Source organism: Pseudomonas sp. GZD-209, from assembly GCF_049310485.1.
In the GTDB taxonomy this organism is placed as follows: Bacteria; Pseudomonadota; Gammaproteobacteria; order Pseudomonadales; family Pseudomonadaceae; genus Aquipseudomonas; species Aquipseudomonas sichuanensis.
The window spans coordinates 22,199-37,053 of sequence record NZ_JBMOWQ010000025.1 but is presented as its reverse complement, the minus strand read 5'-3'; the positions used below and the strand labels follow the sequence as shown (position 1 = coordinate 37,053).

Genomic DNA, 14,855 nt, shown 5'->3' with positions numbered 1-14,855 from the left:
TCTTGAGGGTAACCCCCCCCCCCTCCCAGGAAAGGGCGTTGGGGGATTGGTTTTCCCCCGCGATGAATGATGAAAGCTGTCAGATCAGAGCGTTCGGATGCCCCTCACGGGCCTCCCACGCCGCCCGCACCGGCGCGAACGAGCGTCGGTGAATCGGCGTCGGCCCAAGCCGTGCCAGCGCCTCCAGGTGCACCGGCGTCGGGTAGCCCTTGTGCCCGCTGATCCCGTAGCCCGGGTAGAGCAGCTCGAACGCGCTCATCTCGCGGTCACGGGTCACCTTGGCCAGGATCGACGCGGCGGCAATCGCCGGCACCTGGGAGTCACCCTTGACCACCGGCGCCGCCGGCACCGACAGTTTCGGGCAGCGGTTGCCGTCGATCAGCGCCAGTTTGGGCGTGACGTGCAACCCCTCGACCGCGCGCTGCATGGCCAGCATGGTGGCTTGCAGGATGTTCAGGCGGTCGATTTCCTCGACCTCGGCGCGGGCGATGCAGAAGCTCAGGGCTTTCTCGCAGATCTCGTCGAACAATGCCTCGCGTTTGGCTTCAGTGAGCTTCTTCGAGTCGTTCAGGCCAAGGATCGGCCGCTGGGGATCGAGGATCACCGCCGCAGTAACGACCGCGCCGCACAGCGGGCCGCGGCCGACTTCATCGACACCGGCGACCAGATCCTCGACCAGGTTGAAATCCAGTCCCATCTGCATGTCAGCGATCCTTCAACAGGGCAAGCACCGCGTCAGCCGCCTGATTGGAGGCGTCACGGCGCAGGGTACGGTGGATCTGGTCAAAGCTTTCGGTCTGCTGCGAGCCGTCCTTGACCAGCGGTGCCAGGGTCTGGGCCAGGGCTTCGCTGGTGGCGGCGTCCTGCAGCAGCTCCGGCACCAGCAGGCGCTGGGCCAGCAGGTTGGGCAGCGACACGTAGGGGCTCTTGACCATGCGCTTGAGGATCCAGTACGTCAGCGGCGCCAGGCGATAGGCGACCACCATCGGCCGCTTGTACAGCATCGCCTCCAGCGTGGCGGTACCGGACGCGATCAATACCGCATCGCACGCCGCCAGGGCTGTGTGCGACTGGCCGTCCAGCAGGGTCAACGGCAGCTCGCGCCCTGCAAGCATCTGCTCGAGTTGGGCACGCCGCGCGGCATTCGCGCAGGGCAGCACGAAGCGTACGCCCGGCACCAGCTCGACCAGACGCTGGGCAGCGTCCAGGAACAATGCGCCCAGGCGCCCTACTTCGCCGCCACGGCTGCCTGGCATCAGTGCCACCACTGGCCCGGCGGCCAGCCCGAGTTCGCTGCGGGCTCCGCTGCGATCAGCCTCTAGCGGTATGGTGTCAGCCAACGGGTGGCCGACGAACCGCACCGGCACGCCCTGCTCTTCATAGAAGCGCGCCTCGAACGGCAGCAGGGTCAGCATCAGGTCGCAGCCTTCGCGAATCTTCAACACGCGCTTCTGCCGCCATGCCCATACCGATGGGCTGACGTAGTGCACGGTCTTGATCCCGGCCTGACGCAACTTGAGTTCGATGTTGAGGGTGAAGTCCGGCGCGTCGATACCGATGAATACGTCAGGCTTTTCGTCGATCAGCGTCTGGATCAGCAGCTTGCGCCGCTTGAGCAGCTCACGCAGGCGCCCCAGCACTTCGACCAAGCCCATCACCGCCAGGCGCTCCATGGGGAAGTAGGAGGTCATGCCTTCAGCTTCCATCAAGGGCCCGCCCACACCGATGAAACGCACATCGGGGTGGCGGGCCTTGATGGCGCGCATCAAGCCGGAGCCAAGGATATCGCCGCTGGCCTCACCCGCGACCAACGCAACGCAGAGTTGGGCCATATCAGCGAGTGATGCCGCGGGCGGAATCGACGATCGATTTGCGGAACACTTCGACTTCAGGGAACTGGCTGGCCAACTCCTCGAGTTCCTTCAGCGCTTCCTCGACGGTCAGCCCCTGGCGATAGACCACCTTGTAGGCGCGGCGCAGGGCATGCAGCACTTCATCGCTGAAACCGCGACGGCGCAAACCTTCGAAGTTCATGCTGCGTGCCTCGGCCGGGCTGCCGAATACCGTCACGAACGCCGGGACGTCCTTGCCGATCGCCGTCCCCATGCCGGAGAAGGCGTGGGCACCGATGTGGCAATACTGGTGCACCAGCGTGTAGCCGGAGAGGATCGCCCAGTCACCCACATGCACATGGCCAGCCAACGCAGTGTTGTTGACCAGGATGCAGTGGTTGCCGATCACGCTGTCGTGGCCGATGTGCGCGTAGGCCATGATCAGGTTGTGGTCGCCCAGGGTGGTTTCCGAACGGTCCTGCACGGTACCGCGATGGATGGTGACACCCTCGCGAATCACATTGTGATCACCGATCACCAGGCGGGTGAGTTCACCCTTGTACTTCAGGTCCGGGGTGTCTTCACCGATGGAGCTGAACTGGTAGATGCGGTTGTGTTTGCCAATGCGGGTCGGGCCCTTGAGCACCACATGAGGGCCGATAACGGTACCCTCGCCGATTTCCACATCAGGGCCTACGATCGACCAAGGGCCGACCTCGACGCCGTCGGCCAGCTTGGCCGAAGGATCGATGATCGCCCGAGGGTCAATCGAATTCATAGGGACTGTTCCGCGCAAGTGATTTCTGCCGAGCAGACAGCCTTGCCATCAACCAGTGCACGGCATTCGAACTTCCAGATCATGCGCTTGCGGCTGATGAACTTGGCTTCCAGCACCAACTGGTCGCCCGGCAGCACAGGCTGGCGGAAACGCAGCTTGTCGGAACCGACGAAGTAGTACAGGGTGCCATCAGCCGGCTTGGCATCGAGCATCTTGAAACCGAGAATCCCGGCCGCCTGGGCCATCGCCTCGATGATCAGCACGCCCGGCATGATCGGGTGCTGCGGGAAATGGCCGTTGAAGAACGGCTCGTTGATGCTGACATTCTTGTAGGCACGAATGCTCTGGGCCTCGAAATCCAGATCCGTCACTCGGTCCACCAGCAGGAACGGGTAACGGTGAGGCAGGTATTCGCGAATCTCGTTGATGTCCATCATTTCGGGGGGAAGCCTGTAATAAGAATAGGGAGCGCAGGTGCTGACCACACGCTCCTTTTGCAGATCCAAAGAGGAGCCAGCTAGCGATTGTGCACGCTTGCTCAGAAAGCGGTATTAGCCTTCTGATGTCGGCTGGCCACCTGAGGTCACTGTATCGACACGTTTTTCCAGCTGCTGCAGGCGCTTGGCCGTCTCATCCAACTGGCGAATCCGCGCGGCACTCTTGCGCCATTCGGCCAGTGGTTGCATGGCCGTGCCAGAAGAATAGCCGCCTGGCTCGGTGATCGAACGGGTAACCATGGTCATGCCGGAAACGAATACGTTGTCGCACACCTCGATGTGCCCGACCATGCCGACGCCGCCCGCAATCATGCAATGCTTGCCGATCTTGGTGCTGCCGGAAATACCGACGCAGGCCGCCATCGCCGTGTGGTCACCGACCTGCACGTTGTGGGCGATCTGGATCTGGTTGTCGAGCTTGACGCCATTGCCGATCAGGGTATCCGACAGCGCACCGCGGTCGACGGCGGTGTTCACGCCAATCTCCACGTCATCGCCCAGCGTCACGCCACCGATCTGGGCGATCTTCTGCCACACGCCCTTCTCGTTGGCGAAACCGAAGCCCTCGCCACCGATCACGGCGCCAGACTGGATGACCACACGCTTGCCAATGGTCACGTCGTGATACAGCGTGACGCGCGGCGCAAGCCAGCCACCCTCACCAATGACGCAACGGGCACCAATGAAGCAATGCGCGCCGACCGTGACGTTCGCGCCAATACGCGCGCCGGCTTCGATCACCGCGAAGGGACCGATGCTGGCGCTGGCATCCACCTGTGCGTCCTCGGCTACCACGGCGCTGGGATGAATTCCCGCCACAGCCTTGGGCTTGGGGTCGAACAGGTGCGAAATACGCGCATAGGCAAGGTATGGGTCGGGCACGATCAGTGCGTTGCCGGCAAAGGCTGCGGCATCCTCGGCCTTGAGCAGCACCGCGCCTGCCTGGGCATTATCCAGGTACTTGCGGTACTGCTTGTTGGCGAGGAAGCTCAGTTGCCCGGGCCCGGCCTCCTGCAAGGTCGCCAGCCCGCTGATCTGCAGCGCCTCGGGGCCCTTGAGCTCAGCCCCGAGGGCCTCGGCCAACTGGCCGAGCGTCATGGTCACGGTCATATCAACGGGCTTGGTTCATGCGCTCGATGACCTGGCGGGTGATGTCGTACTGCGGTTTGACATCGATGACCGCGCCACGCTCGAGCACCAGATCAAAGCCACCCTTCTTGATCACTTCTTCGACAGCGCCGTCCAGCTTGGGCTTGAGCTGCTTGAGCATGTCGCGGTCGGCTACGGCCTTGGCTTCGTTCAGCTCCTTGGACTGGAACTGGAAGTCACGGGCTTTCTGCTTGAATTCGAGCTCCAGGCGCTCACGCTCAGGCTGTGCCATTTTATCGCCGCCCTTGATCAGGCGGTCCTGGATGCCTTTGGCGCTGCTTTCCAGGCCCTTGAGCTTGGTCAGTTGCGGGCCGAATTTTTTCTCGGCGTCAACGGCGTACTTCTTGGCCGCGTCGGATTCGAGCAGGGCCATCTGATAGTTCAGCACGGCAACCTTCATTTCGGCGAAAGCCGGGGTGGCGACCAGCGCCGCAGCCACGAGGGCCAGTTGGGTCAACTTACGCACGATGCACTCCTGGATAAACCGTTGTCGTTATGCAAGGGCCGACCTTAGAAGGTCTGGCCCAGAGAGAATTGGAACACCTGGGTGTCGGCGTCGTCCGGCTTCTTGATCGGCATCGCCAGGCTGAAGCTCAACGGGCCCAGCGCGGTGATCCAGGTCACACCCAGCCCCACGGAGCTGGCCATGTCGGAGAAACCGACCTTGGCGCAATCCGGCTTGGAGCCACAATTGGTGTCGAACACGTTACCCACATCCCAGAATACCGAGGTACGCAGGGAGCGCTGGTCCTTGACGAACGGCAGCGGGAACAGCAGTTCTACACCGCCCTGCACCAGCACGTTGCCACCGAACGGCAGCGGATCCTGGTCCGGGTCGGCGATGGTGCCCTGGTTACCCGTAACGGCTGCACCGCGGCTTGGCGTGCTGCGCGGCCCCAGGCTGCTGTCCTTGAAACCACGCACGGAGTTGAAGCCACCGGCGTAATAGTTCTCGTAGAACGGCAGGCCCGAAGTGCTACCGAAGCCATCACCATAGCCCAGCTCGGTGTGCAGGCGCAGGGTGTAGTCGTTGTTGATTGGCTTGAACAGCTGGCCACGGTAGTCGAGCTTGTAGAACGACAGGTCGCTGCCCGGCACGGTGGTTTCCAAGGTCAGGCTTTGCGAGTGACCACGGGTTGCCAGCACGCCTTTGTTCAGGGTCGATTCGGACCAGCCGACCGAAGCCTTGAAGTTGAGGAAGCTGTCACCCTCGTCCTGAATGAACTTGAAGATCTCGTCGACGGTGTAACGGCCGGTCTTGAGCTTGTCCTGCTGCACGGTCAGGCCGTAGGTCAGGCGCGAAGTCTCGCTGATCGGGTAACCCAGGCTGACGCCGGCGCCGAGGCTGTCGACCGCATAGCTGGCCACGTCGACGTCGAGGTCGTCGTAGTTGGTGCTGCGGTAGAAGGCGTTGTAGCCCAGGCTCACGCCGTCGGCAGTGAAGTAGGGGTCAACGAAACCGAAGTTGTAGCGGGTCTGGTATTCCGAACGGGTCAGGCCGATGGACACCTTGTTACCGGTACCCAGGAAGTTGGTCTGGCTGATCGAGCCACCGAGGATCAAACCGGCACTCTGGGCGAAACCGACGCTGGCGGTGATCGAGCCGGAGGCCTGCTCTTCGACACTGTAGTTGACGTCGACCTGGTCGTCGGTGCCCGGCACCGCCGGGGTCTCGACGTTGACTTCCTTGAAGAAGCCCAGGCGCTCGAGGCGGGTCTTGGACTGGTCGATCAGGTAGGTCGAAGCCCAGCCACCTTCCATCTGACGCATTTCACGACGCAGCACTTCGTCTTCGGTCTTGGTGTTGCCGCGGTAGTTGATGCGGTTGACGTAGGCGCGCTTGCCCGGATCGACGACGAACATGATGTCGACGGTGTGATCCTGGTCGTTAGGCTGTGGCACGCCGTTGACGTTGGCGAAGGTGTAGCCTTCGTTACCCAGACGACGGGTAATGAGGTCGGAAGTGGTGGTCATCACCTTGCGCGAGAACACCTGGCCTGGCTGTACCAGCAGCAGCGACTTGACCTGGTCTTCCGGGACCTTGAGGTCGCCGGAGAGCTTCACGTCACGGACGGTGTACTTCTCGCCTTCATTGATGTTGACGGTGATGTAGACGTGCTTCTTGTCCGGGGTGATGGACACCTGGGTGGACGCGATGTCCATGTTGATGTAGCCGCGGTCCAGGTAGTAGGAGCGCAGGCGCTCGAGGTCACCGGACAGCTTTTCGCGGGCGTACTTGTCGTCGTTCTTGAAGAACGACAGCCAGTTGGTGGTTTTCAGCTCGAACAGCTGGCCCAGGGTTTCGTCGTCGAACACCGTGTTGCCGACCACGTTGATGTGCTGGATCGCAGCGACGGTGCCTTCGTTGATCTTGATCTTCAGGCCGACCCGGTTGCGCGGCTGCGGCACGACTTCGGCGTCGACTTCGGCCGAGTAGCGGCCCTGGGCCACATACTGGCGCTGCAGTTCGTTACGCACGCCTTCGAGCGTCGCGCGCTGGAAGATCTCGCCTTCGGCCAGGCCAGACTGCTTGAGGCCCTTCATCAGGTCTTCGGTGCTGATGGCCTTGTTGCCTTCGATCTCGATGCTGGCGACCGACGGACGCTCGACCACGTTGATGATCAGGACATTGCCGTCGCGATTCAGCTGGATGTCCTGGAAGAAGCCGGTCTTGAACAGCGAGCGGGTGGAGTCGACCAGACGGCGGTCATCGACCTGATCGCCGACGTTCAGCGGCAGGGCGCCGAACACGCTGCCGGCGGAAACCCGCTGCAGGCCGTTGACACGAATATCGGAGATGGTGAAGGACTCGGCGTGAACTTCAGCGATCATCAGTGCGGAGAGGACCGCAGTTAGCAGCAGACGTTTCATGAAGTCCTTTTATTCCAACTGGCAATAAACAACCCGCCGCAAAGAGGCAGCAGGTTTCGCGATTGAGCGAAGCTTTTATAGTCGACCCAGATCGTTGATCAGGGCGAGCAACATCACCCCTATGACCAAACTGATACCGATCTGGACCCCCCAACCCTGCACCCGATCCGAGAGCGGACGACCGCGCGCCCACTCGATCAGGTAGAACAGCAAATGCCCCCCATCCAGTACTGGAATAGGCAGCAAATTCAGAACCCCCAGGCTTATGCTCAGGTAGGCCAGGAAATTCAGGAAATCCCCAACGCCCGACTGGGCTGAAGCGCCCGCCACTTTAGCAATGGTTATCGGTCCGCTCAAGTTTTTTACCGAGAGCTCCCCGAACAGCATTTTCTTCAACGATTCGAGGGTCAGGACACTCATGCTCCAGGTCCGCGAAAGGCCCTCGCCCACGGCCTCAAGCGGGCCGTAGCTGACTTCGCGGAGCATCTGCGGCGGCCATTGCGCGCCTTTTACACCGGCACCCAGATAACCACCGGCTGCCTGCCCTTCGCCCTTGCGCGCCAGCGTTACCGGCAGTTCAAGCTGCGCGCCGTCACGTTCGATGCGCAGATTGACCTTTTGTTCAGGGCGGGCGCGAACGGCATCGACCACCTGCTGCCAGTCAGCCAACGCCACACCATCGAGGGCCAACAGCTTGTCGCCGGTTTTGAGCCCCGCCGCTGCGGCAGGGCCCTTGGGATCGATTTCGGCCAGCACCGGCGTCACTGCCGGGCGCCACGGGCGCAGGCCCAGCGACTGGATCGGGTCGGGCTCATCGACGCCCTTGAGCCAATGGCTCAGCTGGATATCGCGCTGCTGCGGGGCCGTTGCACCCTCATCGAGCACGCCCACGCGCAGGGTGCCGCTCTCGCCGAGGCGACGCACCAGCTGCAGGTTGACGGCCGACCAGCCATTGGTCGGCTCACCATCAACCGAGACAATTTCCTGACCCGCGCTCAAGCCGGCGACGGCCGCCAGGCTGCCCGACTCGACGGCACCGATGACCGGGCGTACCTGCTGGGTGCCGAGCATGGCGATGACCCAGAAGAACAGGATGGCGAGCAGGAAGTTGGCGATGGGGCCGGCGGCAACGATGGCGATGCGCTGGCGTACCGACTTGCGGTTGAACGACTGCTCGATCAGCGCCGGCGGGACCTCGCCTTCGCGCTCGTCGAGCATTTTGACGTAGCCACCCAGGGGGATGGCTGCCACCACGAACTCGGTGCCCTGCCGATCATGCCAACGCAACAGCGGCGTGCCGAAGCCTACCGAGAAGCGCAGTACCTTGACGCCACAGCGCCGCGCCACCCAGAAGTGACCGAACTCGTGAAAAGTGACCAGCACACCCAATGCCACCAGAGTGCCAACAATCATGTACAGCGCAGTCATGTGCTATCTCCGCAAGACGTTCGGTGCTGCCGCTCAGCGGCCGTGGCGCCTCAGCCACTCACGGGACAGCTCCCGCGCACGCTGGTCGGCGGCGAACACCGCATCGAGCGTGGCAACCGGTACCACAGGCTCCTGTTCGAGCACCTGTTCGATCATACCCGCGATCTCCGGGAAGCGGATACGCCGCGCCAGGAACGCGTCCACCGCCACTTCGTTGGCGGCGTTGAGTACCGCTGGCGCACTATTGCCCGCCTCGGCAGCCTGACGCGCCAGGCGCAGGCAAGGGAAGCGCTGTTCGTCGGGGGCCTGGAAATCCAGACGGGCGATGGCGAACAGGTCCAGTGGCGCAACCCCCGAATCGATACGCTCCGGCCAGGCCAGGGCGTTGGCGATCGGGGTACGCATGTCCGGGTTGCCCAGCTGGGCGAGCACCGAGCCATCGACATAGTCGACCAGCGAGTGGATCACGCTTTGCGGGTGCACCACCACTTCCACGGTCGCAGGCGCCGTATCAAACAGCCAGCAGGCCTCGATCAGCTCCAGGCCCTTGTTCATCATGCTGGCCGAGTCGACCGATATCTTGCGCCCCATGGACCAGTTGGGATGGGCGCAGGCTTGTTCAGGCGTGACATCGACCAGCGCCGCCGCAGGCATTTCGCGGAACGGGCCGCCCGAGGCGGTCAGCAGGATGCGCCGCACCCCCACTGCACTCAGGCCGCGGGCGTAGTCGCCAGGCATGCACTGGAAGATCGCATTGTGCTCGCTGTCGATCGGCAACAGCACGGCGCCACTGCGACGCACGGCGTCCATGAACAGCGCGCCGGACATCACCAGCGCTTCCTTGTTGGCCAGCAACACCTTCTTGCCCGCCTCGACCGCCGCCAGGGTTGGACGCAAGCCCGCGGCGCCAACGATGGCCGCCATCACCGCATCCACTTCCGGCGCGGCCGCGACCTGGCACAACCCCGCCTCGCCCTCGAGCACCTCGGTGGCGCAGCCAGCAGCAGCCAAGCCCTCACGCAGACGGTTGGCCGCTTCGGCGCTCGGCACCACGGCGAACGCCGGACGATGGCGCTCGCACAGCGCCAGCAACTCGTCGACACGGGAGTAACCGGTCAGCGCGAATACCTGGTAGCGCTCGGGGTGTCGGGCAATGACATCCAGGGTACTCAGGCCGATGGAGCCGGTAGCACCCAGTACCGTGATGCGCTGCACGGCACTCACAGCACACCCCACTCGGCGGCCCACAGCAGCACGGCGAACATCGGAATGGCCGCGGTCAGGCTGTCGATACGATCCAGCACGCCACCGTGGCCGGGCAGCAGGTTGCTGCTGTCCTTGATCCCTTCGCGGCGCTTGAACATGCTTTCGGTCAGGTCACCGACCACCGAGGACATGACCACCACCACTGCGCCCAGCAAGCCCAGCAGCAACTGGCCAACACTCCAGTCGCGGTACAGGGCGACGCCCAGGCTGATCAGCAGGCTGACGGCCAGCCCACCGTAGACACCTTCCCAGCTCTTGCCCGGGCTGACCTGCGGCGCCAGCTTGCGCTTGCCGAAGGCACGCCCCGAGAAGTAGGCACCGATGTCGGCGGCCCAGACCAGCACCATGACCGCCAGGATCAGCCAATTGCCCTGCGGCCAGTGCTTGAGCAGCACCAACCCCTGCCAGGCCGGCAACAGGATCAGCAGGCCGATCAGCAAACGACAGGCGGCGCTGGTCCACAGCTCGTTGCTGCGCGGGTAGGTCAGCACCAGCCAAGTGGCCAGCGCCCACCAGATCACCGAAGCCCCCAGCACCCAGGGCGCGAGGTCGGGCATGAGATAGAGCAGCATCAGCGCGCCAGCGACCACCGCGGCATAGGCAATGCGCAGCGGCTGGGCCACCAGCCCGGCCAACCGCGCCCACTCCCAGGCACCCAGCGTGACCACGAAGCCGATGAACAAGGCGAAATCCCCACCGTTGAGCAGGAAGAAACCACCCAGCGCGACCGGCAACAGGATCAGCGCAGTAATGATGCGTTGTTTAAGCATTAAGCACGGGCTCCGGCTTCGACCTGCTCGCTGGTCTTACCGAAGCGGCGCTGGCGCGAAGCGAAATCGGCCAGCGCGTTACGCATGGCCTCGTGTTTGAAGTCCGGCCAGAACAGGTCGGAGAAGTACAGCTCGGCATAGGCCAGCTGCCACAGCAGGAAGTTGCTGATGCGCCGCTCGCCGCCGGTGCGGATGCACAGGTCGGGCAACGGCAGGTCGCCGGTGGCCAGGCACGTCTGCAACAGCTCGGGGGTGATGTCGTCCGGGCGCAGATGACCGGCCTGGACTTCCCGCGCCAGGCGTTGGGCCGCCTGGGCGATATCCCACTGACCACCGTAGTTGGCGGCAATCTGCAGGATGAACCGATTGCTGCCGGCGGTGGCTGCCTCGGCCTCGCGCATCGCTGCTTGCAGCTCAGGATGGAAGCGCGATCGGTCGCCAATGATGCGCAGGCTGATGTTGTTGTCATTCAACCGCTTGGCCTCGCGGCGCAGTGCAGAGAAGAACAACTCCATCAACGCCCCGACCTCTTCGGCCGGACGCTGCCAGTTCTCGCTGGAGAAGGCGAACAGAGTCAGTACTTCAACCCCGGACTCGGCGCAGACTTCGATGACCGCACGCACGGCATCGACACCCGCCTTGTGCCCGGCAACGCCGGGCAAAAGGCGCTTCTTCGCCCAGCGATTGTTGCCATCCATGATGATCGCGACGTGACGCGGCACCGAAGACGGTGCCGCCAGCTTGGTCTTTTCCATTAAAAAACCTCGGCCTTAGACGGCCAACAGGTCCTTTTCCTTGGCTTTGTACGCGGCGTCGATTTCGGCGACGAACTTGTCGGTCAACTTCTGGATTTCGTCAGCGGCGCGACGCTCTTCGTCTTCGCTGATTTCCTTGTCCTTGGTCAGCTTCTTCAAGTCGGCAAGGGCATCGCGACGCACGTTGCGCACGGCAACCTTGGCATCTTCGGCAACGCCGCTGGCCTGCTTGGTGTAACCCTTGCGGGTTTCCTCGGTCAGGGCCGGCATCGGTACACGGATGGTGGTACCGGCGCTGGACGGGTTCAGGCCCAGGTCGGAGGTCAGGATGGCCTTCTCGATGGCTGCGCTGAGGTTCTTGTCGTGCGCGACGATCTTCAGGGTGCGGGCATCTTCGACGGTGATCGCGGCCACCTGGTTCAGCGGCATGTCGCTACCCCAGGCCGAGACCTTGACGCTGTCCAGGATGCTTGGGTGGGCACGGCCGGTGCGGATGGCAGCCAGGTGGCGACCCAGCGCCTCGATGGACTTGCCCATGCGGTCCTGGGCGTCTTTCTTGATGTCGTTGATCATTTCTGAACTTCCTCGATCAGGGTTCCTTCAGCGCCGCCGTGCACGATGTTCAGCAGGGCGCCGGGCTTATTCATGTTGAAGACACGCAGCGGCATCTTGTGGTCGCGGCACAGACAGATTGCCGTCAGGTCCATTACCCCCAGCTTGCGATCCAGCACTTCATCGTAGGTCAGATGATCGAACTTCTCGGCATGCGGGTCTTTGAATGGATCTGCAGTGTATACACCATCGACCTTGGTTGCTTTCAATACTACGTCGGCATCGATTTCGATGGCGCGCAGGCAAGCGGCAGAGTCGGTGGTAAAGAACGGGTTGCCGGTACCGGCAGCGAAGATCACCACTTCTTTCGCGTTCAGGTGGCGCATGGCTTTGCGGCGATCATAGTGATCGGTCACACCGACCATGGAGATGGCCGACATGACGATGGCGGTGATGTTCGCACGCTCCAGCGCGTCGCGCATGGCCAGGGCGTTCATCACGGTTGCCAGCATGCCCATGTGGTCGCCGGTGACACGGTCCATGCCGGCTGCGCTGAGCGCCGCACCACGGAACAGGTTGCCACCACCGATCACCAGACCGACCTGAACACCGATACCGACCAGTTGGCCGACTTCCAGCGCCATGCGATCCAGGACCTTGGGGTCGATCCCGAACTCTTCCGAGCCCATCAGGGCCTCGCCGCTCAGTTTGAGTAGAATGCGTTTATAGCGAGCCTGATAACCACTGCCCTGCTGAGCCATTGCGAATCTCTCCTGCGGCGTTTGTAAAATTCTGGCGGGCTGTTTCAGCCTGCGCGTAACTCTAGCGTGACGCAGCTTCTGCGTCAGCGAGCAGCGGTTGGGTAAACCGCTGCCGCTTTGACAAAGAGGCTGCGCGCGTGAGCGGGCAGCCTCTTTGGGGCGACAGACGAGTCTGTCTTACTGCTTGGCAGCAGCCAGCTGAGCAGCAACTTCTTCAGCGAAGTTGTCGACTGGCTTCTCGATGCCTTCGCCTACTTTGAAGTAGGTGAAGGAAACGATTTCAGCACCGGCTTTCTTGGCCAGCTCGCCGACTTTGACTTCCGGGTTCATGACGAAGGCCTGCTCTTTCAGCGACGCTTCGGCTTTGAACTTGGAAATACGGCCGTTAACCATGTTCTCAACGATGTTTTCCGGCTTGCCGGCGATCTTGTCGGCGTTCAGCTGCAGGAAGACGTTCTTCTCGCGCTCGATGGCCTCGACGGAGATTTCCGACGCATCCAGGAACTCTGGGTTCGACGCTGCAACGTGCATGGCGATGTTCTTGGCCAGCTCGACGTCGCCGCCTTTCAGGACAACGACAGCACCGATCTTGTTGCCGTGCAGGTAGGCACCGACAACGTCACCCTCAACGCGCACCAGGCGACGGATGTTGACGTTCTCGCCGCACTTGGCAACCAGGGCTTCACGAGCGGTTTCGCGGGAAGCGATCAGCGGAGCGGCTTCGGTCAGCTTCTGAGCGAAGGCTTCTTCAACGCTTTCAGCGACGAAGTTCTTGAAGTCGTCTTGCAGGGCCAGGAAGTCGGTCTGCGAGTTCACTTCCAGCAGAACGGCGGCTTTACCGTCGGTCTTGACTGCGATAGCGCCTTCAGCGGCAACGTTGCCGGCTTTCTTGGCGGCCTTGATGGCGCCCGAAGCACGCATGTCGTCGATGGCTTTTTCGATGTCGCCGCCGGCCTTTTCCAGGGCCTTCTTGCAATCCATCATGCCTTCGCCGGTACGCTCGCGCAGTTCTTTGACCAGCGCTGCAGTAATTGCTGCCATTTCAAAATCCTCTTGGAAAGTTTTTCAACCATTCCACCCGCTCTTCACGGGCGTTAAATTCTGCAAATCCGCTGCTTTTATGCATCAGCGCGCCCATGATGCGGGGCCGTTGCTGACAGCAGGATTTCAAGGTGGCAAAAAGGGGGCCTAGCCCCCTTTTTGCGTGCCAAGTAGACGCTAAGCGTCAATTACTCAGCAGCAGGTGCAGCCGCTTCTTCAACGTAGACTTCGGTGCCGCCAGCAACGTTGTTGCGGCCGCGAATGACGGCGTCAGCCATCGAAGTCATGTACAGCTCGATGGCGCGGATGGCGTCGTCGTTACCTGGAATGACGTAGTCAACGCCTTCTGGGCTGCTGTTGGTATCGACAACGCCGATAACCGGGATGCCCAGCTTGTTGGCTTCGGTGATCGCGATGCGCTCGTGATCAACGTCGATAACGAACAGTGCGTCAGGCAGACCGCCCATGTCCTTGATACCACCCAGGCTGCGGTCCAGTTTTTCCAGATCGCGCGAACGCATCAGGGCTTCTTTCTTGGTCAGCTTGGCGAAGGTGCCATCTTCGGCCTGGACTTCCAGGTCGCGCAGACGCTTGATCGAAGCACGAATGGTCTTGTAGTTGGTCAGCATGCCGCCCAACCAGCGGTGGTCAACGTATGGCGAACCGCAACGAGCTGCTTGCTCGGCGACGATCTTGCCGGCGGAACGCTTGGTGCCGACGAACATGATCTTGTTCTTGCCCTGGGCCAGGCGCTCGACGAACGACAGAGCGTCGTTGAACATCGGCAGGGTTTTTTCCAGGTTGATGATGTGGATCTTGTTACGCGCGCCGAAAATGTACTTGCCCATTTTCGGGTTCCAGTAACGGGTCTGGTGGCCGAAGTGCACACCGGCCTTCAGCATATCGCGCATGTTGACTTGGGACATGATAGTTCCTTGATAAGTCGGGTTGGGCCTCCACGCATCCCAATGACCAACCCGCGAATCCGTGGATTCGGGGCACCCAGGTCATCGTGTCGACACGTGTGTGGGTTTGAGCTTACGGAGGTCATCCCCCGAAAGCGGCGCATTTTATACCACAGAGTACGAACGAACGGAACCCGCATGATGCTTCGTCCGTCAGCGGCTTTTGCAGCGGCCCCGCTTTGGGGCCAGA

General features: G+C 62.2%; 15 protein-coding genes. All 15 read right to left on the bottom strand.

Annotation, left to right across the window (positions count from 1 at the left end):
* Nucleotides 1–79: 79 nt before the first annotated feature.
* A complete protein-coding gene (gene rnhB, locus ACO6VM_RS04135) occupies nt 80–703 on the bottom strand; it encodes a ribonuclease HII (RefSeq protein ID WP_401056724.1) in 624 nt (207 codons plus the stop codon).
* A 1-nt stretch (nt 704) separates the two neighbouring features.
* The gene (gene lpxB / locus ACO6VM_RS04130) at nt 705–1,832 is read right to left on the bottom strand and encodes a lipid-A-disaccharide synthase (protein WP_347148665.1); all 1,128 of its coding nucleotides are present in this window, start codon (nt 1,830–1,832) and stop codon (nt 705–707) included.
* A 1-nt stretch (nt 1,833) separates the two neighbouring features.
* A complete protein-coding gene (gene lpxA, locus ACO6VM_RS04125) occupies nt 1,834–2,610 on the bottom strand; it encodes an acyl-ACP--UDP-N-acetylglucosamine O-acyltransferase (protein WP_279845526.1) in 777 nt (258 codons plus the stop codon).
* Nucleotides 2,607–3,047: a 3-hydroxyacyl-ACP dehydratase FabZ gene (fabZ, locus tag ACO6VM_RS04120; protein ID WP_110992413.1), complete on the bottom strand. Its 441-nt coding sequence runs from the start codon at nt 3,045–3,047 to the stop codon at nt 2,607–2,609. Before fabZ ends, lpxA begins: the two co-directional genes overlap by 4 nt.
* 114 nt (nt 3,048–3,161) lie before the next feature.
* A complete protein-coding gene (lpxD, locus tag ACO6VM_RS04115) occupies nt 3,162–4,217 on the bottom strand; it encodes a UDP-3-O-(3-hydroxymyristoyl)glucosamine N-acyltransferase (RefSeq protein ID WP_110992414.1) in 1,056 nt (351 codons plus the stop codon).
* Between the two features lies 1 nt (nt 4,218).
* On the bottom strand, nt 4,219–4,722 hold the full coding sequence (locus ACO6VM_RS04110) for an OmpH family outer membrane protein (RefSeq protein ID WP_110992415.1): 504 nt from the start codon (nt 4,720–4,722) through the stop codon (nt 4,219–4,221).
* Nucleotides 4,723–4,766: 44 nt separating this feature from the next.
* The gene (gene bamA / locus ACO6VM_RS04105; RefSeq protein ID WP_110992416.1) at nt 4,767–7,127 is read right to left on the bottom strand and encodes an outer membrane protein assembly factor BamA; all 2,361 of its coding nucleotides are present in this window, start codon (nt 7,125–7,127) and stop codon (nt 4,767–4,769) included.
* A 75-nt stretch (nt 7,128–7,202) separates the two neighbouring features.
* The gene (rseP, locus tag ACO6VM_RS04100; protein WP_125465211.1) at nt 7,203–8,555 is read right to left on the bottom strand and encodes a sigma E protease regulator RseP; all 1,353 of its coding nucleotides are present in this window, start codon (nt 8,553–8,555) and stop codon (nt 7,203–7,205) included.
* Between the two features lie 33 nt (nt 8,556–8,588).
* A complete protein-coding gene (gene ispC, locus ACO6VM_RS04095; protein ID WP_422402793.1) occupies nt 8,589–9,779 on the bottom strand; it encodes a 1-deoxy-D-xylulose-5-phosphate reductoisomerase in 1,191 nt (396 codons plus the stop codon).
* Nucleotides 9,776–10,591, bottom strand: coding sequence for a phosphatidate cytidylyltransferase (locus ACO6VM_RS04090; RefSeq protein WP_125465213.1), 816 nt, complete (start codon nt 10,589–10,591; stop codon nt 9,776–9,778). The genes ispC and ACO6VM_RS04090 overlap by 4 nt, the downstream gene beginning before the upstream one ends.
* The gene (uppS, locus tag ACO6VM_RS04085) at nt 10,591–11,346 is read right to left on the bottom strand and encodes a polyprenyl diphosphate synthase (RefSeq protein ID WP_153787566.1); all 756 of its coding nucleotides are present in this window, start codon (nt 11,344–11,346) and stop codon (nt 10,591–10,593) included. Before uppS ends, ACO6VM_RS04090 begins: the two co-directional genes overlap by 1 nt.
* 15 nt (nt 11,347–11,361) lie before the next feature.
* Nucleotides 11,362–11,919, bottom strand: coding sequence for a ribosome recycling factor (gene frr, locus ACO6VM_RS04080; protein ID WP_401056728.1), 558 nt, complete (start codon nt 11,917–11,919; stop codon nt 11,362–11,364).
* A complete protein-coding gene (pyrH, locus tag ACO6VM_RS04075; RefSeq protein WP_016392310.1) occupies nt 11,916–12,659 on the bottom strand; it encodes a UMP kinase in 744 nt (247 codons plus the stop codon). The genes frr and pyrH overlap by 4 nt, the downstream gene beginning before the upstream one ends.
* 177 nt (nt 12,660–12,836) lie before the next feature.
* Nucleotides 12,837–13,700, bottom strand: a complete 864-nt coding sequence (tsf, locus tag ACO6VM_RS04070; RefSeq protein ID WP_401056729.1) for a translation elongation factor Ts — start codon at nt 13,698–13,700, stop codon at nt 12,837–12,839.
* Between the two features lie 188 nt (nt 13,701–13,888).
* Complete coding sequence (gene rpsB / locus ACO6VM_RS04065; RefSeq protein WP_110992423.1) at nt 13,889–14,626, bottom strand: 30S ribosomal protein S2; 738 nt, start codon at nt 14,624–14,626, stop codon at nt 13,889–13,891.
* Nucleotides 14,627–14,855 lie beyond the last annotated feature (229 nt).

Coding starts and splice junctions, on each gene's coding strand:
- bamA (WP_110992416.1), bottom strand. CDS start 7,127: ATGAAACGTCTGCTGCTAACTGCGGTCCTCTCCGCACTGATGATCGCT.
- rnhB (WP_401056724.1), bottom strand. CDS start 703: ATGCAGATGGGACTGGATTTCAACCTGGTCGAGGATCTGGTCGCCGGT.
- lpxA (WP_279845526.1), bottom strand. CDS start 2,610: ATGAATTCGATTGACCCTCGGGCGATCATCGATCCTTCGGCCAAGCTG.
- fabZ (WP_110992413.1), bottom strand. CDS start 3,047: ATGATGGACATCAACGAGATTCGCGAATACCTGCCTCACCGTTACCCG.
- rseP (WP_125465211.1), bottom strand. CDS start 8,555: ATGACTGCGCTGTACATGATTGTTGGCACTCTGGTGGCATTGGGTGTG.
- pyrH (WP_016392310.1), bottom strand. CDS start 12,659: ATGGCTCAGCAGGGCAGTGGTTATCAGGCTCGCTATAAACGCATTCTA.
- lpxD (WP_110992414.1), bottom strand. CDS start 4,217: ATGACCGTGACCATGACGCTCGGCCAGTTGGCCGAGGCCCTCGGGGCT.
- frr (WP_401056728.1), bottom strand. CDS start 11,919: ATGATCAACGACATCAAGAAAGACGCCCAGGACCGCATGGGCAAGTCC.
- lpxB (WP_347148665.1), bottom strand. CDS start 1,832: ATGGCCCAACTCTGCGTTGCGTTGGTCGCGGGTGAGGCCAGCGGCGAT.
- tsf (WP_401056729.1), bottom strand. CDS start 13,700: ATGGCAGCAATTACTGCAGCGCTGGTCAAAGAACTGCGCGAGCGTACC.
- ACO6VM_RS04090 (WP_125465213.1), bottom strand. CDS start 10,591: ATGCTTAAACAACGCATCATTACTGCGCTGATCCTGTTGCCGGTCGCG.
- rpsB (WP_110992423.1), bottom strand. CDS start 14,626: ATGTCCCAAGTCAACATGCGCGATATGCTGAAGGCCGGTGTGCACTTC.
- uppS (WP_153787566.1), bottom strand. CDS start 11,346: ATGGAAAAGACCAAGCTGGCGGCACCGTCTTCGGTGCCGCGTCACGTC.